The organism is Haloarcula laminariae (genome assembly GCF_025457605.1).
GTDB classification, from domain to species: Archaea; Halobacteriota; Halobacteria; order Halobacteriales; family Haloarculaceae; genus Haloarcula; species Haloarcula laminariae.
Genome location: NZ_JAMZFY010000001.1, coordinates 530,911 through 550,993, shown reverse-complemented (window position 1 = coordinate 550,993; position 20,083 = coordinate 530,911). Strand labels below are relative to the sequence as shown.

At 69.5% G+C, this 20,083-nt stretch carries 21 protein-coding genes and 1 tRNA gene; 9 read left to right on the top strand and 13 right to left on the bottom strand.

Annotated elements, in window-relative coordinates; all coding sequences use genetic code 11:
- Positions 1-62 precede the first annotated feature (62 nt).
- Both NJQ98_RS02860 and NJQ98_RS02855 read right to left on the bottom strand, forming a co-directional pair.
- The gene (locus tag NJQ98_RS02860) at positions 63-1,607 is read right to left on the bottom strand and encodes a (R)-citramalate synthase (RefSeq protein WP_262175459.1); all 1,545 of its coding nucleotides are present in this window, start codon (positions 1,605-1,607) and stop codon (positions 63-65) included.
- A 200-nt stretch (positions 1,608-1,807) separates the two neighbouring features.
- Positions 1,808-2,173, bottom strand: a complete 366-nt coding sequence (locus tag NJQ98_RS02855; RefSeq protein ID WP_262175458.1) for a DUF192 domain-containing protein — start codon at positions 2,171-2,173, stop codon at positions 1,808-1,810.
- A gap of 208 nt (positions 2,174-2,381) precedes the next feature.
- Between NJQ98_RS02855 and NJQ98_RS02850 the strand changes: the two genes are divergently transcribed.
- The 4 genes from NJQ98_RS02850 (at position 2,382) to NJQ98_RS02835 (ending at position 6,477) form a co-directional block, all read left to right on the top strand.
- Positions 2,382-2,930 carry a DUF7097 family protein gene (locus tag NJQ98_RS02850; protein WP_262175457.1) on the top strand — a complete coding sequence of 183 codons (549 nt, stop codon included), beginning with the start codon at positions 2,382-2,384 and terminating at the stop codon, positions 2,928-2,930.
- A 128-nt stretch (positions 2,931-3,058) separates the two neighbouring features.
- Positions 3,059-3,862, top strand: coding sequence for a CBS domain-containing protein (locus NJQ98_RS02845; RefSeq protein WP_348533567.1), 804 nt, complete (start codon positions 3,059-3,061; stop codon positions 3,860-3,862).
- Between the two features lie 52 nt (positions 3,863-3,914).
- Complete coding sequence (locus NJQ98_RS02840; protein WP_262175455.1) at positions 3,915-4,484, top strand: GMP synthase subunit A; 570 nt, start codon at positions 3,915-3,917, stop codon at positions 4,482-4,484.
- A 130-nt stretch (positions 4,485-4,614) separates the two neighbouring features.
- The gene (locus NJQ98_RS02835; RefSeq protein ID WP_262175454.1) at positions 4,615-6,477 is read left to right on the top strand and encodes a DUF2070 family protein; all 1,863 of its coding nucleotides are present in this window, start codon (positions 4,615-4,617) and stop codon (positions 6,475-6,477) included.
- A 69-nt stretch (positions 6,478-6,546) separates the two neighbouring features.
- Here NJQ98_RS02835 and NJQ98_RS02830 read toward each other — a convergent pair.
- The 6 genes from NJQ98_RS02830 to NJQ98_RS02805 form a co-directional block, all read right to left on the bottom strand.
- A tRNA-Ser gene (locus NJQ98_RS02830) sits at positions 6,547-6,631 on the bottom strand.
- 160 nt (positions 6,632-6,791) lie between these two features.
- A complete protein-coding gene (locus tag NJQ98_RS02825; protein WP_262175452.1) occupies positions 6,792-7,202 on the bottom strand; it encodes a GtrA family protein in 411 nt (136 codons plus the stop codon).
- A 6-nt stretch (positions 7,203-7,208) separates the two neighbouring features.
- Positions 7,209-8,627, bottom strand: a complete 1,419-nt coding sequence (locus NJQ98_RS02820) for a sulfatase family protein (RefSeq protein ID WP_262175450.1) — start codon at positions 8,625-8,627, stop codon at positions 7,209-7,211.
- A gap of 215 nt (positions 8,628-8,842) precedes the next feature.
- Positions 8,843-9,745, bottom strand: coding sequence for a diacylglycerol/lipid kinase family protein (locus NJQ98_RS02815; RefSeq protein WP_262175448.1), 903 nt, complete (start codon positions 9,743-9,745; stop codon positions 8,843-8,845).
- A gap of 39 nt (positions 9,746-9,784) precedes the next feature.
- The gene (locus tag NJQ98_RS02810; protein ID WP_262175447.1) at positions 9,785-10,243 is read right to left on the bottom strand and encodes a reverse transcriptase-like protein; all 459 of its coding nucleotides are present in this window, start codon (positions 10,241-10,243) and stop codon (positions 9,785-9,787) included.
- 36 nt (positions 10,244-10,279) lie between these two features.
- A complete protein-coding gene (locus tag NJQ98_RS02805; protein ID WP_262175446.1) occupies positions 10,280-10,825 on the bottom strand; it encodes a PAS domain-containing protein in 546 nt (181 codons plus the stop codon).
- A gap of 186 nt (positions 10,826-11,011) precedes the next feature.
- Between NJQ98_RS02805 and NJQ98_RS02800 the strand changes: the two genes are divergently transcribed.
- The 5 genes from NJQ98_RS02800 (at position 11,012) to NJQ98_RS02780 (ending at position 15,601) form a co-directional block, all read left to right on the top strand.
- Positions 11,012-12,247: an outer membrane protein assembly factor BamB family protein gene (locus NJQ98_RS02800; protein ID WP_262175445.1), complete on the top strand. Its 1,236-nt coding sequence runs from the start codon at positions 11,012-11,014 to the stop codon at positions 12,245-12,247.
- A 71-nt stretch (positions 12,248-12,318) separates the two neighbouring features.
- The gene (locus tag NJQ98_RS02795; RefSeq protein WP_262175444.1) at positions 12,319-13,344 is read left to right on the top strand and encodes an NADP-dependent oxidoreductase; all 1,026 of its coding nucleotides are present in this window, start codon (positions 12,319-12,321) and stop codon (positions 13,342-13,344) included.
- A 137-nt stretch (positions 13,345-13,481) separates the two neighbouring features.
- A complete protein-coding gene (locus NJQ98_RS02790; protein WP_431357495.1) occupies positions 13,482-14,375 on the top strand; it encodes a sulfurtransferase in 894 nt (297 codons plus the stop codon).
- Positions 14,375-14,890, top strand: a complete 516-nt coding sequence (locus NJQ98_RS02785) for a hypothetical protein (RefSeq protein ID WP_262175441.1) — start codon at positions 14,375-14,377, stop codon at positions 14,888-14,890. The genes NJQ98_RS02790 and NJQ98_RS02785 overlap by 1 nt, the downstream gene beginning before the upstream one ends.
- Before the next feature lie 114 nt (positions 14,891-15,004).
- Positions 15,005-15,601 (top strand): hypothetical protein, encoded by a 597-nt coding sequence (locus NJQ98_RS02780; RefSeq protein ID WP_262175440.1) that lies wholly within the window; start codon positions 15,005-15,007, stop codon positions 15,599-15,601.
- A gap of 36 nt (positions 15,602-15,637) precedes the next feature.
- Here NJQ98_RS02780 and NJQ98_RS02775 read toward each other — a convergent pair whose 3' ends face one another.
- The 5 genes from NJQ98_RS02775 to NJQ98_RS02755 form a co-directional block, all read right to left on the bottom strand.
- Positions 15,638-16,399 carry a GTP cyclohydrolase III gene (locus NJQ98_RS02775; protein WP_262175438.1) on the bottom strand — a complete coding sequence of 254 codons (762 nt, stop codon included), beginning with the start codon at positions 16,397-16,399 and terminating at the stop codon, positions 15,638-15,640.
- Between the two features lie 61 nt (positions 16,400-16,460).
- The gene (locus NJQ98_RS02770) at positions 16,461-17,384 is read right to left on the bottom strand and encodes a hypothetical protein (protein ID WP_262175437.1); all 924 of its coding nucleotides are present in this window, start codon (positions 17,382-17,384) and stop codon (positions 16,461-16,463) included.
- Positions 17,381-18,451 (bottom strand): glycosyltransferase family 4 protein, encoded by a 1,071-nt coding sequence (locus tag NJQ98_RS02765; RefSeq protein WP_262178718.1) that lies wholly within the window; start codon positions 18,449-18,451, stop codon positions 17,381-17,383. Before NJQ98_RS02765 ends, NJQ98_RS02770 begins: the two co-directional genes overlap by 4 nt.
- A gap of 79 nt (positions 18,452-18,530) precedes the next feature.
- Entirely contained in the window at positions 18,531-18,908 is a 378-nt protein-coding gene (locus NJQ98_RS02760; RefSeq protein WP_262175436.1) for a 6-pyruvoyl trahydropterin synthase family protein, read from the bottom strand.
- Positions 18,909-18,957: 49 nt separating this feature from the next.
- Positions 18,958-19,941 carry a zinc-binding dehydrogenase gene (locus tag NJQ98_RS02755; RefSeq protein WP_262175435.1) on the bottom strand — a complete coding sequence of 328 codons (984 nt, stop codon included), beginning with the start codon at positions 19,939-19,941 and terminating at the stop codon, positions 18,958-18,960.
- Positions 19,942-20,083 lie beyond the last annotated feature (142 nt).

Below are 20,083 nucleotides of genomic sequence, written 5' to 3'. Positions count from 1 at the left end.
GCTGTACAGTACGGCCGGGTCCGTCCCCGGGCCGGCACAGCGGTCCGCGAACAGGGGACCCGCTAGTCGTCGGCGACGAGCCGGTCGCTATCGTCGGAGACGAGCCGGTCCATCGCGTCGACCATCGCTCGCACCGAGGCCCGCGTGATGTCCGAGTCACTCGCCGAGACGGCGACGCTGTCGTCCCCGCGGGACATCTCGATTTCCACGGTGACGAGGGCGTCCGTGCCGCCGGTGATGGCGTCGACGTGGTAGTCCTCCAGCGTGGCGTTCGCGGTGTGGGAGAGGGCGTCCTCGGTGGCGTTCATGGCGGCGTCGACCGGGCCGGAGCCGACGGCCGCGGCCTTGCGCTCCTCGTCGTCGACCGAGAGGCGCACGCTCGCGGTCGGCGTGTCCGACCCCGACACCGCCGTCAGGCTCAGCAGTTCGACGCGGCGGTCCCCGGCCTGTCCCGTGACCTCGTCGGCGATAGTGAGTAGGTCGGCGTCGGTCACGCGCTTCCCGCGGTCGCCCAGCTCCTTGACGCGGCCGACGATGTCGTCAATCTGGTCGTCGGTCGCCTCGACGTCGTGTTCCTCCAGGGCGGCCTCGACGCCGGCCCGGCCGGCGTGTTTCCCGAGCGCGAGGCGGCGCTCGCGGCCCACCTTCTCGGGCGGGTAGGGCTCGTACATCGCGTCGTCCTTGAGGGTGCCGTCGGTGTGGATGCCCGACTCGTGGGTGAAGGCGTTCTGGCCGACGACGGCCTTGTTGGGCGCAAGCTGGATGCCCGTCCGGTTGGCGATGAGCTTCGCGAGGTCGTACACCTCGGTCAGGTCCATCGACTCGACGCCGTAGCCGTGATCCAGGGCGATGGCGACCTCTTCGAGGGCGACGTTGCCCGCGCGTTCGCCGATGCCGTTGATGGTCCCGTGGACCAGGTCCGCGCCCGCGGCCACGGAGACGAGGGCGTTCATCACGGCCAGGCCCAGGTCGTCGTGGGTGTGGGTGCTGACCGGCCCCAGCTCCGAGAGCCGGGAGACGCATTCCAGCGCGCGGTCCGGCGTCGCGTGGCCGACGGTGTCGGCCCAGCAGATGCGGTCCGCGCCGGCGTCCAGGGACGCCGCGAGCAGCTCTTCGAGGTAGTCGAGGTCCGCCCGGGAGCCGTCCTCGCCGATGACCTCGACCCACAGGCCGTGGTCCTTGGCGTACTCGACGAGTTCGACCGTCGACTGGACGTTGTCCTCGCGGGAGGTGCCGACCTTGTCCTCGACGTGGCGGTCGCTCGCCGGGACGACGAGGTCGATGCCGTCGACGTCACACTCCAGGGCGAGGTCGATGTCGTTCCGGATGCCGCGACAGAAGCTCGTCACCGTCGCATCGAGGTCCAGCTCGGCGACCCGGGAGATGGTCTCGCGCTCGCCGGGGCCGGTACAGGCGCTGCCGGCCTCGATGACGTCGATGTCGGTGGCGTCGAGCTTGCGGGCGATGGCGGCCTTGTCGTCGGGCGTCAGCGAGACGCCAGGGGCCTGCTCGCCGTCGCGCAGCGTCGTATCAAGGAACTGTACGTCGTCTACCTCGTCGAGGGGACGCGTCGCTGGATGGTCCCCGAACAGTGTGTGGTGGCTCACAGAAAGGTCACTTCCATCACTCGGGGCGAATTTCACACCCAGCCGCCTCGCGGCGACTTCCTCTATCCTCCGTCGGGTGTTCCGACATAGTGGAGAGTACTGGGACGTTCATGGTCTTTAGTCTGTTGGAAGCGCCTCGACGGGCCGTCTCGTAGGCACGTCGGCGACTGGACACGGCCGCCTCCGGGACGGCGACGGCCTCAGGACTCCACGACCACCGTATCGCCCACCTCGACGCCGTCGGCGGTCCCGGCCGGGAACTCGATGACGGTGTCGGCCTGGGCGTAGTCTATCGAGCGCCACGGGTGCATCGTCCTGGCCTTGCGGACCTCGCCGTCGGCCAGCCAGACCACGTCGGTCGGGAACCTGACGAACAGCATGTGGATGAGCCGGCGCCGAACCGCGCCGAAGGGCCACGACGGCTCGAACCGGAAGACGAGCGCGTAATCGTCGGGAATCGACCGGCGGAACATCAGCCCCTTGGACTTTGACAGCATCGAGTCGGCCGTGTGGACGTTGGTGGCGAGGACGCGGCTTGCCCCCTCAGGGTCGTGGACGACGCGCATACGCTCGCGTGGGTACGTCACCACGTAAGCGTTCCGTCGGACGGAGGGTGAGAGCTATAGTGATTTACACGGCGTTTTCGCGGGCGATAGCGCCGTGCTCGGTACGCAGAGCGGGGTACCGCTTCGGGAACGCGTTCGAGCGCGTACCGAGCTAAGTGGATACCGCGTCGACGGACAGATTCAGGTGGTCGTAGGTCCCACCCCAGGTATGGAGAAGGCACCCGGCGGGACCTCGGTCGGCGTCTCCGACCCCTACGACCACGTCGACCGGTGTGACTTCGTGACCGACGAGGGGAAGTGCCGGTGGGCGCGCGAACACGGCCACCACGACCCCGACTTCGCGAACGAGCGCAGCGCCGAGGCGTTCCGCTGTCCGGCCGCGGTCGGCCCCGACGGCGACCCGGACGAGGCCGACTGGGAGTGGGCCGACTGTCCCCACTTCCGCCGTCGGAACCGCGACCGCGAGTGCCGCCGCTGTGGGCTCGAAGAGCGCCGCAACGCCCACGACGACTCCCGGCCGCTGCTGGAGGAACACCATCTGTCGTACAGCGAGTCGGCCGACGGGGCGGAGCTCGCCCACGAGATAACGGTCTTCCTCTGTCGGTGGTGTCACGCGAAGGTCCACAACTCCTGGGCGCGAATCGACGACGACGCGGGGCCGGACCCGGAGGCCGTCGCCGCCAAGGAGGGGCGGAAGAGCCAGGAGCGCTCGGAGCTGGGCTTTACCTCGGCCGCCGACCGGTACGACGACGCGTAGGACCGGCCCACAGCCGGACGGTCACACCTGCAGGACGGGCAATCGGCTGCCGATGGCCGGACGGTCCCCATCAATCGTGGTAAAAAGATGTTAAGACGGTCCCGGGACTATGGGAGTCCATGACGCAGATGGCGGTCGACGAGGTCCGCGTCGAGTCGTACATGACCGACGTGGAGCCCGTCAGCCCGGACGCGTGGGTGACGGACGTGGTCGACCGACTCAAGGCGGCGAGACAGTACGGCGACCTCCCGGTGGCCGACAGCGAGGGGCGGCTGCTGGGCTGTGTCGGCGCGATAGACCTCGTGGAGGTCGCCGGGGACGAGCGCGTCGAGGGACACATGCGACCGGACCCGGTCGTCCTCCGCCCGGGGATGTCGGTGAAAAACGCCTCCCGCGTCATCTTCCGGGCGGGCCAGCAGTCGCTCCCGGTCGTCGGCGACGACGGGGAACTGCTCGGCGTCTTCTCGAACGGCGACGCCGTCAGGAGCCAGATAGAGCGCACGACGCCGTCGAAGGTCCGGAGTACCCGCGAGATGCTCGAACAGTCGTACGACACCGCCATCGACGTGGCCGAGCGGGAAGTCGAGGTCGCCGGGCTGATTCCGACACAGCGGGAGGTACACGCCGACGAGCTGGAGGGCCGGAAGTACGAGCTCCGGAACGGGCTCGCGGAGCCGCCCATCGTCGTCGCTTACGGGCCCAAGACGCTGATTATCGACGGCCACCACCGCGCGCTCGCCGCGAAGCGCCTGGGTATCGACCGGCTGGTCGCACACGTGCTCACGGTCTCGCCCGACGCGGTCGAGGAGCTGGGCTTTCTCCGGACGGCGCGGCTCGCCGGACTCTCGGGCCTCGACGACATCACGGTCGACGAGGCGCGACACCCGCTCATCGAGAAGACGGGCGCCGGACAGTCGGCGACCCAGCGCTGACACCGGGAAGCTATCAGGAGATATATAGGCCCAGCTAGCCTCTCGGCTACCAATGACTCACATCGCCGTCATCGACAACCACGGCCAGTTCACCCACCTGGAGCAGCGGGCGCTCCGGGACATGGGCGTCGACGTGGAGCTGCTTGACAACGACACGCCGCCCGAAGACATCGACGCGGACGGCGTCGTCCTCTCGGGCGGCCCGGACATGGACGACATCGGCAACTGCCCCGACTACCTCGACCTGGACGTGCCGGTGCTTGGCATCTGTCTGGGGATGCAACTCATCGCCGACCAGCTCGGCGGGACGGTCGGGGGCGGCGAGTACGGCGGCTACGCCGACGTGACCGTCGAGATTCTCGACGACGAGGACCCCCTTATCGGCTCGCTCGCCCCGGAGACCCGCGTCTGGGCGAGCCACGCGGACGAGGTCAAGGAAGTGCCCGAGGGCTTTGCCCGCACCGCGACCTCGGACGTCTGCGGGGTCGAGGCGATGAGCGACACCGACCGGAACCTGTTCGGCGTCCAGTGGCATCCGGAGGTCGCCCACACCGAAGAGGGCGAGGCCGTCTTCGAGAACTTCCTCGCGGTCTGTGACCAGCAGTCTGCGCCCCGGCAGTAGGCCGATGCCGTGGTCCCGTCGGACCGTCGTCGTCCCGCAGTCAGCGACGCCCGGACGGGCGACACCATGCGCTGTAAAGTCCCCGTCGGAGCGGCTGGATTTATGTAGTATGACTGGATGTGATGAATAAATGACTGCCACACAGGGAAATCTTGCGAGCCTCTCCCGGTTCATCTTCCGGGCGCCGAACTGGTACGCCAGTCTCGCCTTCGCCCTGTTCATCGCGGCCCTGACCGGCGTCGCGGCCTTCGACTCGCGGTTCGTGCTGGACGACGCCTGGCAGGGGGTCTTCTTCATCGGGCTCCCGACGGCCATCGCGGGGGCGGTGACGCCCTGGGTCGACCGGCGGATAGGCGGCCAGCTCACCCCCAACCGGGCCTCGCTGCTCGCGCTCGTCTGCGAGCTCGTCACCATCGCCTTCCTGACCGTGGCAGGCGTCATAGCGCTCGTCAGCGCCCGGCTCGGCGCGAACTTCGTCTTCGACGTACTGCTGGTCGCCCTGGCCTCCATCTTCGCGTTCCGCCTGCTCATCCTGCTCGCGGTCTCCCGGTACAGCTTCCTGCGCGCGGTCGTGCCGGCGAGCGTCCAGACCGCCGCCGCAGCCGGGATGCTGGCGGTGTACGGGGGCGCGACGACGTACATCCTTGACAACCCACAGCTCACGGACATCCTGTCCCGCCAGGAGCAGGCGCCCCCGGCGCTGCAGGGGTTCATCCCGGCCGATTTCGTCCTGCTTGCGGTCATCTGCCTGCTCTATGCGGGGGCCGTCTGGGTGTTCCTGGTCGCCATCGACCGGCCGTGGCGCTCCTCACTGGGCGTCTCCGCGCTGGACTTCCTTCGGGGGTTCGTCGGCTACCTCGCGGAGGGGTCGGACGAGCTGGAGACGTTCTTCGAGGACATCGGCGAGGAGGCCATCGTCCCCGTCACCGTCCTCGCGGTCCGGCGGCCCGACGGCGAGGAGAAGGCCCGGTTCGTCCTGCCGATGATACACCCGGGACCGATGGGGGAAATCGGCGGCGGCAACCTCCCCAAGCGGGTCGCCGAGGTCGCTGACGGGGTGGCCTTCCCGCCACACGCCACCGCCGGCCACGACTTCAACCTCGTCACCGAGAGCGAGGTCGACACCATCCTGGAGGCCGCCGACACCGCCTTCGAGAACATCGACTACACCGCCGAGGCGACGGCGGGCCACCGCCACGAGGAGGGCGAGGCGACCCTGCTGGGACAGGCCTTCGGCGAGGATGCGATGGTCGTCAACACGTACGCGCCGGGGTGTGCCGACGACGTGGACTACGCGGTCGGGCTCTCCGCGATGGCCGAGGCCCGCAGCGGCGGGCTGGCGGACGTGTTGCTGGTCGACGCCCACAACTGCAACGACGGGCTGGAGGGCGAGGACCTGGGCCACGTCGTCCCCGGGAGCCGGCGCTCGTTCGACATGATACAGGGGGCGGGCGAGCTCAGCGAGACTCTCGCCAGCGCCGAGCGGGGGCAGCTCCGCTGTGGCGTCGCCTGGGCGGAGACCCCGTGGGCCCCGGAGGAGGGCATCGGGCCGCTCGGCATCCGGGTCGCCGTCTTCGAGGTCGGCGACCACCGGACGGCCTACGTCCTCGTCGACGGGAACAACATGGAGCCGGGGCTGCGAGAGGCGATTCTCGACGCCATCGACGGCGTGGACGCGGTGGAAGTGATGACGAGCGACACGCACATCGTCAACACGATGGAGGCCGAGAACCAGGTCGGCGGGGCCATCCCCGACGCGGAGGTAATCGACCGAATCACGGGGCTGGTCGAAGACGCCATCGCGGACCTCGAACCGGTCGAGGCCGGGATGGCGAGCGAGCGGGCCGAAGTGACCGTCTTCGGCAACGACCGCACTGAGACGCTGGCCTCGACGGCCAACGCGATGGTGTCGCTGGGCGGCGCGCTCGCGGCGGCGTTCGTGCTGGCGGTGATGGCCGTCAGCGTCCTCATCTTCCTCGTCGCCGGCGTCTGACGCCGGCTTGGCCCCGATGTGTCGTAGCCGGCCGCCGAGTCGCGTCGCTGGTGAGGTGTGTCAGTGAGACGCCGAGGAGGAGATTTGAACTCCTGAGTCCGTGAGGACAGTTGCTTTCGAGGCAACCGCCTTGGCCAGGCTAGGCTACCTCGGCTCGTGTCTGAGTTTCGCCGTCTGGTGTTTAGGCGTTTCGATTGGGCGAGAGACTCGGTACCAACCGACAGGTCGACGCGGGACCCACAGCGGCCGGTCGCCGGAGCTACCGCCGGCTATCGGCTCGATACTGACAGGCGCCATACGCCCGGGACCGACGCCTAGCTCCACGTCCAGGCCGAATCGAGCGCGTACCGGTACAGCCCGGTCACACAGATGGCGACGGCGTTGCCGACCAGGTACTCGGCGGTTCCCAGGGTCACCAGCACGTAGAGGAGACCGAGCTGGAGCGGGATGGCCGTCCCCCGGACGAGGTTGGTCTTGCCCAGCCCGATAGCGTACTCGCGCATCGACGTGTGCCGCGACCGGTGGAAGGTCCAGGCGTTGTTGAGCACGTACTGGAACAGGATGGTTATCTCGATGGCGACGAAGGCACCGACGAGGTAGTTCACGCCGCCGAGGTCGACGAACAGCCACAGGAGCGCGAGCTGGATACTCGCGGCCGTACAGCCCACGAGGAAGAACCGAACGAGCCGCTCTCGTCGCGGCGACGTGGCGACGCCAAACGACATGGTCCCTTATTTATACCCGAGCGCTTTTAAACGTGCCGTTATCTCGTCGGATTCGCCGCCGGACTGGCGGTCCTGTGCCCCGTCCTGGGGCGCCGAATCGAGGCGTTCGACGTGGTCGCTGACGGCCGCGGAGAGCCGGTCGAGGACGGGAGGCGGGGCCTCGCCGTCGCTGTCGTCGGCACAGAGGTCGCGGTGTTCGTCGGGGTCGTTCCGCCGGTCGTACAGCTCGCGGTGGCCCGACTCGGTGTGTTCGATGTACGTCCAGCGGGCGTCGCGGGCGCTGACGAGCAGCTCGCCGTCCTCGCGGTGGCGGGGAATCGGCTGGGTGTTCACGCTCTCGCCGCGCACGGCGACCGAGACGACGGGGCCGCGTTCGTCGAGTTCCTCGCCGTCGAGGGCCGGGGCGACGCTCCGGCCCTCCCACGCGTCGGCCGCCCCGACGCCCAGCAGGTCACACACCGTCGGTGGAATCACGTCGAGGCCGACGGGCTGGTGGACCGTCCCGGACTCGCCGTCCGGGTGGGTGACGAAGAGCGGCACGTCGATGAGTTCGCGGTAGAGCTTGGGGTAATGCGAGAGGTGCCCGTGGTCGAGGAACTCCTCGCCGTGGTCGCCCGCGACGACGACGGCGGTGTCGTCGGCCAGCCCCTCGGCCTCCAGGGTCGAGAGCAGCCGGCCGACGCTCGCGTCGACCTGCCTGACGGTCCCGTCGTACAGCGTCCGGAGCGTCCCCAGCGTCCGCTCGTCGACGTCCCATCCCATCCCGGTCCGGAAGTGCGAGCCCAGCATCCGGAACAGCCCGAAGTGGGTGTCAGACACTTCCCGGAGATGCCGCGGGGCCGGGACGTAGGGGGTGTGTGTGTCCATATAGTGGACCCACAGGAAGAAGCCGTCGTCGGTCGTCTCCAGGAACTCCGTCGCGTGGTCCTCCAGCTCCCCCATCCGCGAGGCGTCGGCGACCGGCCGGTCGTCGTCGCCGCCGCCGAGGACGCCCGCGGCCCGCCGGAACGGGGAGGTCCCGAGCTGGACCCACCCCTGGATGGTCGGATGCCTGGCGAGGAAGCCGCTGCCGTCGACGAACGGCTCGAACTCGTCGAACCCCCGGTCGTACCCCCAGTGGTCGGTCAGGAACCCGTTGGCGGCGTTGAACCCGCCCGTCGCCAGCCCGGCCTCCGAGACCTGTTCGGCCAGCGTGGGCGTCGAGGCCACGCCGATGTCCGGCCCCTCGTCGAATACCGGCCGGGAGCCGTGGATGGACGGGAAGGAGAAGGGCGTCCAGTTGCCCTGGGCTATCGCGTTCTCGAAGGTGACCCCGCGGTCGGCGAGGTCGTCGAGCACCGGGGAGACGCTGTCCTCGCCTCCCAGAGCGTCCCGACGCAGGGAGTCGATAGTGACGAGGACGACGTTGTCAGCGTCGGCCGGCATCTAGCGTACCTCCGGCCGGTAGCGAGGAGAACCGATGACGCGACGAAACGGCGAGTTCCGCCGCCCGGCGCTGCACGAATCGTTCATACGGCCCTTCACTGGATATGCGATACTGAATCTTCTGGTTGTACCGGACCCCCGGAGGCGAAACAAAGTGTCTTGCGGTCCGTAACGCGCGGTAGCCGCCGTCTAGACCGGTCAGTCGGTGGGGTGTGTCACCGCGGGTCGGGGTCGTAGCTCGGCCCGACTCTGAGGTCGAGCGTGCGTTCGCGCACGCCGATGTCCAGCCGCTCGTGGTCGGTGACCTCGCCGTCCCGGCTGAACGTCACCGGTTCGCCGTGGCCGTCGACGGACAGCTCCGTCGCGCGGACGTGGGTGACCCCCTCCGTGTCGGTCGCCAGCAGCCGGTGGCCGATTGCCTCTGCGACCAGATTGCCGGTCGGCATCCGCTCGACGATAGCGACGTCAAGCAGGCCGTCCTCCATGTCGGCCTGGCCGCCCCGTTCCACGAACTTCCGGGCGTTGCCGACGAGCAGACAGGTCGCCGGGCCGGACCAGGTGACGGGCCCGTCCTCGCCGACGGCCTCTATCGTGATGTCCAGCCCGTCGAACTCGAGGGCCTCCTGTGCCCCCGTGACCAGAAACGCCAGCGTCCCGAACCGGGCTTTCAGCTCGCTGGAGGCCGCCAGGCTGGCCTCGGCGGGCAGTCCCGCGATACAGGAGACGAGGAACGGTTCCTCGCCCGCGACGCCGACGTCGACGGTCCGAACGTCGCCGGTGTCGGCGACCTCGATGCCCCGCGTTCTGTCGTCGATACCGATAGTGCCCGCCAGCAGGTTCGCGGTCCCGACGGGGACCACCGACAGGGTCACCGCGTCGAGGTGGTCGGCCCGGGCCAGTCCCCGGAGGACCTCGTTGACCGTCCCGTCGCCGCCCGCGACGGCGACCTCGGCGGCGCCCGCCTCGCCGGCCGCGCGGCCGAGTTCCAGCGCGTCGCCCGGCCCCTCGGTGCGGGAGACGGCGAAACCCCGGGCCGAGAGCAGGCGCTCGACGGAATCTGCGTGGTCCCCGTCGCCGCTCGCGGGGTTGAGGATAGCCCGTCGGGAGCCGACTTGCATACCGGGACGCAGTGGTCTCGCGTACTTATCACCACGGGCTCACCGATGTCCGGCACGGGCGAGTCGGTGGGCCCGCTCGTTCTCGTCGCGGCCGACGGCCCGGTACGTGACGACCGGAATCGGCTCGACGGCCTCGCGAATCGACGCGACCCGCCGCCGGCAGACCCGGTCCTCGGGCGTCGCCGGGCGGTCGGGGTCGACCGCGCGGATTACGGCGTCGGCGTCGCCGTGGACGTGCACCGAGGCGACCCGGTCGTCGGTCGCGGCGACCGCCCGCACCGCTTCCAGCAGCGCCCGGTACTCCAGATGCGTACTGGAGACGAACGCGTCGACGGCCATCGAGCGCTCGATGTGCGTCGTCGCCCCACTCTCGACGAGAAAGCCCACGGCGGCCGAGGTCGGCGTCGCGTTGTCGGGCCCGTAGTGGACGCTCGCGTCGAAGTACAGCGACAGCGAGGGGCCGAAGGCCCCACGCCGCGAGCCGTTGCCGTCGCTCATGGGGTGACCTAGAGCGGCCGGCGCAAAACGCCGTCGTTACCGGTCGACGCGTTCCTGCAGCCCCGCCCAGTTCGCGAGCATCCCGTCGTCGTCCGGGAGCGGGACCAGCGAGACGCGGTTGCGAAAGCGGCTCCCGTCGGCGCGGTAGTTCCACAGCTCGACGGTCACCGGCTCCCAGATTTCGACGGCCTCGGACAGCGCGTCGACGGCTTCGGGCTCTGTATCGGGGCCCTGGAGCAGGCGGAGGTTCTCGCCCCGGACGTCCGACAGCGCATAGCCCGTCAGCTCGCGGAATGTCCGGGTGACGTAGACGACCGGGTTGTCCTGATAGACCGGGCCCGCGAGCGTGATGCCGAGGGGCGCGTCGTCGAGTACCCACAGCCGCCGGCAGTACTCGCGCTCGTGGGCCGACAGCGACGCCACCGCGGCCGGCGGGAGGTCGAGGAGCGCCCGGAGGTCCCCCTCGGCGCGGTCGACGCGCCCGGGGTCGCCGCCGTGGGCCGCGAGGAACGACCGCGCGGCCGACGGAAACGCCGACGCGTCACACGTCAGTAGTTCCCGGAGCGCTTCTCTGGGTGCCATCGCTCGGGGTTGGGCCGACCCGACCAAACGTCTGTCGGACGGCGGCAGGCGCGCCGGCGGACAGTGGTCAGTTCGTACCGGACGCCTACTGCCGCGGCGGCGGGTCCGTAAGGGCGCCCTACCGCGATGTCTGTCGGGGCGTGAACAGGACGAAGTGTTTTTATCTGTCGGCGTAGCTGTCGGAATATGGACAGTCGCCGGCGCTCGTTTCTCGCAGCGGCGGGTAGCGTCGCGGCTGGGGCGGTCGCCGGCTGCCCGGGGTTTCTCGACTCCGACACCGGCCAGAACGGTAACAACACGACCGGAACGGCCGTGGAAGGCGCGAGCATTCAGATACCGGAGACCGTCGAGAGCACGTACCCCCAGTACCAGTACGACGCAGCGAACACCGGGACCGTCCCGGACGTGTCGGGCCCGACGGGCGCCATCACGTCGCTGTTCGAGTTCGGGCAGTCGGGGTTCGTCCCCGGACACCGGATGGGGTCGCCGTCGCTGCGCGACGGGCGACTCTATCTGACTGAGGGCCGCATCGACGGCGACGGCACCCGGGAGACGTTCGTCTACGCGCTGGACGCCGTCGACGGGACCAGACAGTGGGCGACGATGTATCGGGGGACGAACGGCGCCGGCCCCACCGCCGTGACCGGCGGGAACGTGCTGGCGACCGTCGGCGACACGCTGGTCGGGCTGGACGCCGATACGGGTACCGAGCGGTGGACCTTCGACCGCCCGGTCCGGTCGGGTGTCACCGTCGACGACGACACGGTCTACGCTGTCGGCACCGGGGACGGGGGGCCCAACCTGTACGCCCTCTCGGCCGCCGACGGGGCGCTCAGCTGGGGGGCGCCGGTGGACGCCGACGCGGAACCGGTGACGCCCGCCGCCGCCGGAGACACCGTCTACGCGGGCGGGAACTCGCTGCAGGCGTTCGACGCGACCACCGGCGAGACGGTCTGGAGCGCCGACCACGGCGTGACGACGCCGGCGACGGTCGCCGGGGACCGGGTCGTCGTCGGCTCCGGGACGGCCGTCCGCGCGTTCGACCGCGACGACGGGACCGAACTGTGGAGCAGCGAGGTCGAGACGTACGGCAACCAGGAGTCGCCGGCGGTGACCGACCCCCCCGCAGTGACCGACGACACCATCTACGCCGTCGCCGACAGGGGACTGACGGCGCTGAGCCTCACGGGGGGCCAGCACCGCTACACCGTCGAGATGGGAATCGAGGGGACGCCCGTCATCGCCGACGGCTTCATCTACCTGTTCGGCGTCGGGCAGCTCAGCTGTCGGGCCGCCGACGACGGGAGCACCGAGTGGACCTACGGGACCCGCCAGCGCAACAGCGCCCGCGGCGCCGCACCGGTCATCGGCGACAACGTGGCGTTTTTCCCGGCCGAGCGGCTGTACGCCATCGCCGGCTGAGCCGGTCGCCGACCCGGGCGGCGGGGTACCGGGAAGCAAACCTTGACCCCTCGCGAGCCCGAGAATCTACTGTGACTGACGACCAAACCAGACAGTGGCGACTCGCGAGCCGACCGACCGGCGAACCGACGGCGGAGAACTTCGAGCTGGTGACCGTCGACCGCCCCGACCCCGGCCCCGGCGAGGTGCTGGTCCGGACGCTGTATCTCTCGGTCGACCCGTACATGCGCGGCCGGATGCGCGACGCCGAGTCCTACGCCGAGCCCTGGGGCGTGGGCGAGCCCATGGAGGCCGGCGTCGTCGGCGAGGTCGCCGAGTCGAACCACGACGGGTTCGAGCCGGGCGACGTGGTCACCGGAAACCTGCTGTGGGCCGACCACGCCGTCGCCGACGGCGACGAGCTGCGCCCGGTCGACCCCGACCTGGCGCCCGTCTCGACCGCGCTGGGCGTGCTGGGGATGCCCGGCATCACCGGCTACTTCGGGATGACCGACGTCGTCGACCCCGACCCCGGCGACACCGTCGTCGTCTCCGCGGCCGCCGGTGCCGTCGGCTCCGTCACGGGCCAGGTCGCATCCCTCGCCGGTGCCCGCGTCGTCGGCGTCGCCGGCAGCGACAGCAAGTGCGACTGGCTCACCGACGAGCTCGGCTTCGACGCCGCAGTGAACTACAAGACGACCGAAGACCTCGGCGCAGCTTTCGCGGAGGCCTGTCCCGACGGCGTCGACGGCTACTTCGACAACGTCGGCGGCCCCATCACCGACGCCGTCTGGGGACAGCTGAACCGGAACGCCCGGGTGGCGGTCTGCGGGCAGATTTCGCTGTACAACGCCACCGAACAGCCGACCGGGCCGCGGAAGCTGAGCCAGCTCATCCAGACCCGCGCGACGGTCCAGGGCTTTCTTGTCGGCGACTACCAGGACCGGTGGGGCCACGCCATGGAACGGCTCGCGGGGTACATCCGGCGCGGCGACCTCGGGTACGAGGAGACCGTCACCGAGGGGCTGGACGCGGCCCCCGACGCCTTCCTCGGCCTCTTCGAGGGCGAGAACATCGGCAAGCAGCTCGTGAAGGTCGGCGAGCGCAGTCAGGGGTAGTCACGCCTTGGCCGCCGGTGGCGTCCTCGACGACCGGCGTCTGGCGTTCGCGCGGGTGGTGGTACCCCCGGAAAACATACGCGTATAATGTGATACGAGATATTATTCACTGGAATTGACAAACGATTAAAGTCCGCATGGCACCTTATAAGAATGTGTCACTCTACAAGAACAACGACGCGGTGCGCTCCGCCGAATGGGTGAGAGAGCACCTCGACCGGTTCGAGAGCGGCGACCCGTCGTACCGTCTCGTCGAGGTCGACATGGACCCGGAACAGTACGAGGACTGGCACATCCCGGGTGCGGTACAGATCGACTGGGAGTCCGACATCATCGACGGGCTCGGCGGCAACGTCGTGCCCGTCGACGAAGCTGAGTCGCTGTTCGGTGACCTCGGAATCACGCCCGAGACGACGGTCGTCGTCTACGGCGACCAGGCGAACTGGTTCGCGGGCCACGCGTACTGGGTGCTGAAATACTACGGCCACGAGAACGTCGCGCTGCTCGACGGCGGCCGCCGCTACTGGGACCTGGAGGGGTACGAGACGTCACAGGAGGCGGTGTCGTATCCGGCCCAGGAGTACTCGATAGACGGGACCAACGACGAGGTCCGCGCGTACAAGGACGAGGTCATGGCGGCCAGCGAAGACGACGGTCCGATAGTCGACGTTCGGAATCCACAGGAGTACCGGGGCGACAAACCCCCGGCGGAGATTCCGAACACGACCGACCGGGAGGGACACATCCCGTCGGCGTCGAACATCCCGTGGGGACAGGCGGTCAACGCCGACGGGACGTTCAAGCACGTCGACGAGCTGCGGGAGATATACGGCGACTTCATCGACCGGGACGAGCGGGCGATAGCCTACTGTCGCATCGGCGAGCGCTCCTCGGTCACGTGGTTCGTCCTCTCGGAGCTACTCGGTCTCGACGCGGCCAACTACGACGGCTCGTGGACCGAGTGGGCCGCCGACCCGGACGCGCCCGTCGCATCGGTCGACAAACCGACCCCGCAGGGAGGCGATAACTGATGACGATATCAACGACGGAACCCGACGGCGACGTCCGCGGCGAGATGGTACAGGTGTGTATCGACGGCGTGATGTCCGTCTTCCAGAACCGCATGCGGGACATGCTGGACGAGGAGGGCATCGAGCGGCCCGACCCACGGCCCGAGGAGTGGTATCCCCTCGCGAAGTTCCGCCGCGTCCTCGTCGCCGTCGAGGAGAACGCGGGGGAGAACGCGCTCGAAAAAGTCGGCGAGTCCACGCCGCGGTTCGTCGACTGGCCGGCCGCCTCGGAGTCGCCGAGCGACGGCCTCGCCCAGCTGGCCGACCTCTACGACACCGAACACCGCCGCGCGCCGGGCGACTACGCGTTCGAATCGACCGGTGAGACGACGGCTCGGGTCGTCTCGACGACGCCCTACCCGCCGACCTGGGAGAGCGGGCTGATAAAGGGGACGGCACAGCACTTCGGCGCGGACTACGCGCGCGTCTCGACCACCGAAGCGGGCGACGAGACGGAGTTCGAAGTCAGCTGGTGAGACAGCCGGCGTGACGAGCGACGCCGGGACAACGTCGGACTGACCCGCGCCCGTCATAGGGGCCGGGCGGCGGCGAACCGAAATACACTCAACCGCTCCGTCGGCCCTGTGGATATGCTCACCGACACAGCGCGGCTCTATTCTGACGTGTTCGCGCCGGAGCTGTTCGTCCTCCTCTGTGGAGCGTGTCTCATCGGCTACGAGTGGTACGGCCTGACCGACCGCTCGCCCGTCGGCCTCGGCGCTCGGTTCGGCGTCCTGGCGCTGGGGTGGGCCGTCGGGCTGGCCATCTACGAGGGCGTGCCGGTGCTCTTCGAAAGCGCCCCAGCGTGGGCTCCGGACGCGACCGGGAGCCTCGGGCTCGGCGTCGGTATCCTGGTTATCTGGCTCGGCTGGCGGCGCTTCGAGTGGGGCAGCCACGTCCCCGTCTTCTCGGCGCTGCTCGTCGGCGTGACCGTCCCCCACCTTCTCATCACGCCGTTCTGGGACATCTCCACGCACGTCCTCTACGCGGTGGTCCCCGCGGGGTATCTGGTACGCGTCGACAGGCGTTTCGCCCCGCTGGCCCTCGTCGCGCTCGGGATGGTGTTTGCGCGTCCCCTCGCCGGCGCGCACACGTGGCCCCAGTCGGTCGCCGGCCTGGTGCTCGGCGTCGCTTTCGTCGCCGCGTCTCACCGATACGACAGCCAGCGAAGCGCCGTCCCTCGGTAGGCCACGGAGACAGGTCGAACTTCTCTGCCGGCGGCCTCACCAGCCGAGTTCGACGGCCGTTCCGTCCGCTCGGCAGCGCTCGAGCTCGTGTTTCGCGGTCATGCCGGCCTCCTGTGGCGTCCGGGCCCGGCCGACGCCGACTTTCAGCTCGACGTCGGCGGCCTCTCGGACGTGGTCGATTGCCTCGCGGTAGCCCGCTTCGTCCATCCCGGAGCAGGCGGCGATGACGTTGTCGCCGCCGACGAAGAAGGAGAGGGAATCGTGGGCCCCGCGCATGTGTTTCATCAGCTCCGCGTACCCCTGCTCTATCCGGATGAACGTGTCGAACTCGTTGAGCTTGTCGGTGTACTTTCCGGTCGCGTCGTCGACGTCGAAGTGGGCGATCTGGACGTCGGAGTCAGTCCGGTCGGCGTCGGCGAGTGTCTCACCGCGGAGGACTTCGCGCCGGCTGCTGTCCTGGGCGCTTCCGGAGTCCTGCAGGCGACGCGAGGCGGTCGCGAGCGCGTCGGCCGGCGTCTCCCCGGTCGCGATGCTCACGCTGGAGGTCACCGGATACCGGTTCCCGAGCGACGTCTGGATTCGCTCGTGTTCCGTGCGGTCAAGTCCGTTCGTAACAGCCACCATGTTGTCGAACCGGCCGAAGAAGGCGTACCCCTCGTGGGCGCCGACCAGCTGGGCGACGTCGGCAAAGAGACGCGACTGCAGCGTCTGGAGGTCGACCTCGCGGCGGGGTTCGGGCGTAGTCGTCCACGGCCCGTAGTTGTCTATCTGAATCAGGGAGACCTGCGTGTTCGTCACGTGGGGAGTTCAGGAGTCGGCTCCTATCGGTGTTTGGGAAACGGTCAGAGCCACCGCTGACTCACGGCTCGACCCTGCCCAGAAAGTCGAGCTGGTGGGTCACGTACAACAGTTCGCCGGCCGCGACCTGCTCGCGGCGGGTCGCCAGCCAGTCGTCGAGCCCGTCGACGCCGCCCAGTTCACCGACCGCCCCCTCGACGGTGTCGAGGATGTGTCGGAGGAAGTACGCCTCGTCGCCTGGGTAGGCCCCATCGACGGGTCTGACGACCCAGTCGGAACCGGCCGCCCCGAGCAGCGTCACCCCGTCGAGGCGGTGGAGCCGGTCGAGGACGTCCCCGCCCGCCCGGCTGTCCCCGGCCGGTTTCGCGTCCATGTGGTCGTGATACCGGCGCTCCACGTCGCCGTCGGCCGGGTGGGGCGGCCGGAACCGCGTCGCGCCGTCGAAGGTGAGGGGGAAGTAGTACAGCCCGCCGGGAGTCACAGTACCGAGGAGCGCTCCCAGCGCCTCGCGGTCGAGGATGTCGAGCAGCGCCGCCCCGACGAGGAGGTCGTAGTCGGCCTCGGCTCGACGACCGCCGCGGTCTACCGCGTCATGGTCGTCGGCGTAGTCGAGCGCGTCGGCGACGACTGGATGGACCGTCACCAGGCGAGTCCCGTCGTCGAGCCTGAGCTGCTCGTCGCCGGCGACGGTGACGGACCGCTCGGCGGCCCACTCGGCGAGATAGTCACGCATCGCCGCCACGTTCTCCGTCTGTACGTCCAGTGCGACGTACTCGACGTCACCCTCCGGGAGGACGTCCCAGTCGAGAAACCGAGTCAGCATCGTTCCGATGCCGGCCCCGATTTCGAGGACCCGAAGCGGGCCGGCGGACTCCGCGGCGCGGGCCGCCAGTTCCGTACGGAGCGAGTCGACCAGCCGACGGTCGAGCGCGCGGTCGTCGACGGTGCGTTTCGCGCGGAGATAGCGCTGGAACGAGCCGGTCACGCGACCACCTCCGGGTCGGCGCCTGCAACGTCGGCGAGCAGCCCGCGGACCCGTGCGGTCGTCTCGTCCCAGTCGGGTTGGGCCTCGTAGCGGCGTCTGGCCGCGCGCCCCATCGCGGCCAGCCCGTCGCGGTCGGCCGCCAGCGTCTCGATGGCCGCGGCGACGGCGGCCGGGTCGTCGGGGTCGACGAGCACGCCCGTCTCGCCGCCGGTGACGACGTCGCTCGCGCCGCCGGCCCGCGAGGCGAGCGCGGCCAGCCCGAAACTCATCCCCTCCAGATAGACGATACCGAACCCCTCGTACCGGGACGGAACTGCGATGGCGTGGCCGTCTTCGAGGGTCGAAGCCAGCGCGTCGTCGGACAGGCGGCCGGCAAAGGCCACACGGTCGTCGAGCCCCGCTTCGTGCACCCGCGACCGGACCGACTGGGCGTACCGCTCGTCGACCGGCCGGCCCACGACCGTGAGTTCGGTCTCGGCGTCGGCGGCCGCGAGCCCGTCGACGAGCGTGTCCAGTCCCTTTCGGCGTTCGATGTTGCCGACGAAGACCAGCCGGAGCGGGCCCGCATGCGCCCGGGAGTCGATTCGCGTCGGGTCGATGTCGGGGTCCAAGCGGTCGCCGGCCGGCGGCGCCACGACCGTCGACGCGGCGTCGACGCCGAGGTCGGTGACAACGGACTGGGTGGTCGTGCTGTTGCAGACGACGCCGTCGACGGTGTCGAGGTAGCGGCGTTCGACAGCCCCGTAGAGCGGGCTGAGTGGCCGCGGTTCGCTCGCCCGCAGGTGGTGGACGACGCTGACGACCGGATAGGAGAGGTGGCGGTTCGTCCTGACGAGCGACGGGTGGGCCAGTTCGTCCTGGAGCATCACGTCCACGTCCACGTCGAGTCGCCGCCGGAGGGCGCGCGAGCCGTTGTCGAGCAGCCCCCGGCCGTAGTCACGCCAGGGGAGCTCGACCACCTCGACGGTGTCCCCGGCCCGGCGAAGCCCCGCCACGAGCTGTCGGTCATAGCGAAACCCACCGGAACGGTCCGTGAGGTCCCCGTACAGCGTCAGCCCGACTCTCATGCGCACCGGTGTGGCGATGTGTCGGTACGCACCGACCCGGGAGTCGGTGCTGTCCGGTGCCAATCTACACGGCGCCGTATCATACGACGGCGTCGTAGCTCGCGGCGGCCTCGTCGTCCTCCCAAACGGTCACCGCGAGTTCGGTGACGGTGTCGTCGGTGACGGCGTCGGTCGCCCGCTGGAAGATGACGCGGGCGAACCGCTCGACGCTCGGGTTGGACGCCTCGAACTCCGGGAGGTCGTTGAGCATCGCATCGCGGTAGCGCGCCTCGATAGCCGACAGCGCCGCCTCCGCATCGTCGATGTCGACGAGGTAGTCGTACTCGTTGAGCTCCGGCCCGCGAAAGCACAGTTCCACCTCGTAGTGGTGTGAGTGTGGCTCCCCCTCGGGGCCGGGGTCCGGGACGGTGAGGTAGTGCTGTGCGACGAAATCGGTCAGCACTGTGGTCGAATACATGCGCGAACTGACGGGCGCTGGCCACCTAAATCCGGAGGATGTGACGGCTTCAGTCGTACGTAAGCGTCACCTGGACCGCGTCGTCGGGCCGTTCGTCCAGCAGTCGGTACGCTTCCGTGGCGCGGGACACGTCGAACGCGTGGGTGTGCAGCGCCGAGAGGTCGGTCTCGGCCAGCCAGGCACGCACCGCGTCGAGGCGGCGGTCCTTGTCCCAGCGGTCGGCGTGGTCGGGGTCGATGCGGCTCACCTGACTGGAACGGATGCGGATGTGGCTCCGGTGATAGGCGTCGCCGAGGCCGAGGTTGACATCTTTCGTCCCGTACCACGAGCCGACGAGGACCTGACCCGCATAGGCGGTCACGTCGATGGCGTCGTCGAGTGCCGTCGGGTTGCCCGACAGTTCGATGGCCATGTCGACCTCGTCTATCTCGTCGAGTTCGTCGGGGGCGAGCGCGCGGTCGGCACCGAGCGACCGCGAGAGGTCCCGCCGGGCGCCACAGGGGTCGACAGCGACGAGACACGACAGCGGGAACTCGGCGAGCAGGGCGGTCGTCAACAGTCCGACCGGCCCCTGACCGAACACCGCGACGCGGGCGCCAAAGCGCGGGCGGCCGTCCATCACGAAGTTCGCGGCCGCCTCGGCGTTCGGGATGAACACCGCCTGCTCGGGCGAGAGCGTCGTCGGGACGAGCGTCTCCGGGTCGGCGAGGAAGTGACTCTCGTGGGGGTTAAAGGCGAAGACGCGCCGGTCCAGCCACTCGTCGTCGACGCCCGCCCCCACGTCGGTGACGCGGCCGACGGCGGCGTAGCCGTACTGCAGCGGGTACGAGAAGGTTCCTTCGAGGGCGTCTATCGTCTCGTCGGTCGGTAGCTCCGACGAGACGTCGCCTCGGTACACCAGCAGCTCCGTCCCGGGGCTGATACCCGACCGCTCAGTCCGGACGCGGACCTGTCCGGGGCCGGGGTCGGAGATGGGTTGCTCACGGACCGCCACGGATTCGTCGCCGGTGAAGTACAGCGCCCGGCCTGTCATCGGTCCGTCCGTCGTGGCTGTGGTGCGGTAGTGCCCGCTGGTGCGGGGCCGACACGGCGGCCGTCTCGTCGTCGCTGGGAACGCACGTCCGAGATGCAGGGCTAATCCGGTAAAAAGGTACGCGTGGTCGACCGGTAGCGCG

Excerpts from the sequence above, each read along its gene's own strand:
- NJQ98_RS02845 (WP_348533567.1), top strand. The coding sequence starts at position 3,059 with ATGGCGGTCGACGAGGTCCGCGTCGAGTCGTACATGACCGACGTGGAG.
- NJQ98_RS02790 (WP_431357495.1), top strand. The coding sequence starts at position 13,482 with ATGGCACCTTATAAGAATGTGTCACTCTACAAGAACAACGACGCGGTG.
- NJQ98_RS02850 (WP_262175457.1), top strand. The coding sequence starts at position 2,382 with ATGGAGAAGGCACCCGGCGGGACCTCGGTCGGCGTCTCCGACCCCTAC.
- NJQ98_RS02760 (WP_262175436.1), bottom strand. The coding sequence starts at position 18,908 with ATGTATTCGACCACAGTGCTGACCGATTTCGTCGCACAGCACTACCTC.
- NJQ98_RS02765 (WP_262178718.1), bottom strand. The coding sequence starts at position 18,451 with ATGAGAGTCGGGCTGACGCTGTACGGGGACCTCACGGACCGTTCCGGT.
- NJQ98_RS02815 (WP_262175448.1), bottom strand. The coding sequence starts at position 9,745 with ATGCAAGTCGGCTCCCGACGGGCTATCCTCAACCCCGCGAGCGGCGAC.
- NJQ98_RS02755 (WP_262175435.1), bottom strand. The coding sequence starts at position 19,941 with ATGACAGGCCGGGCGCTGTACTTCACCGGCGACGAATCCGTGGCGGTC.
- NJQ98_RS02840 (WP_262175455.1), top strand. The coding sequence starts at position 3,915 with ATGACTCACATCGCCGTCATCGACAACCACGGCCAGTTCACCCACCTG.
- NJQ98_RS02810 (WP_262175447.1), bottom strand. The coding sequence starts at position 10,243 with ATGAGCGACGGCAACGGCTCGCGGCGTGGGGCCTTCGGCCCCTCGCTG.
- NJQ98_RS02855 (WP_262175458.1), bottom strand. The coding sequence starts at position 2,173 with ATGCGCGTCGTCCACGACCCTGAGGGGGCAAGCCGCGTCCTCGCCACC.
- NJQ98_RS02820 (WP_262175450.1), bottom strand. The coding sequence starts at position 8,627 with ATGCCGGCCGACGCTGACAACGTCGTCCTCGTCACTATCGACTCCCTG.
- NJQ98_RS02835 (WP_262175454.1), top strand. The coding sequence starts at position 4,615 with ATGACTGCCACACAGGGAAATCTTGCGAGCCTCTCCCGGTTCATCTTC.
- NJQ98_RS02825 (WP_262175452.1), bottom strand. The coding sequence starts at position 7,202 with ATGTCGTTTGGCGTCGCCACGTCGCCGCGACGAGAGCGGCTCGTTCGG.
- NJQ98_RS02805 (WP_262175446.1), bottom strand. The coding sequence starts at position 10,825 with ATGGCACCCAGAGAAGCGCTCCGGGAACTACTGACGTGTGACGCGTCG.
- NJQ98_RS02785 (WP_262175441.1), top strand. The coding sequence starts at position 14,375 with ATGACGATATCAACGACGGAACCCGACGGCGACGTCCGCGGCGAGATG.
- NJQ98_RS02780 (WP_262175440.1), top strand. The coding sequence starts at position 15,005 with ATGCTCACCGACACAGCGCGGCTCTATTCTGACGTGTTCGCGCCGGAG.
- NJQ98_RS02800 (WP_262175445.1), top strand. The coding sequence starts at position 11,012 with ATGGACAGTCGCCGGCGCTCGTTTCTCGCAGCGGCGGGTAGCGTCGCG.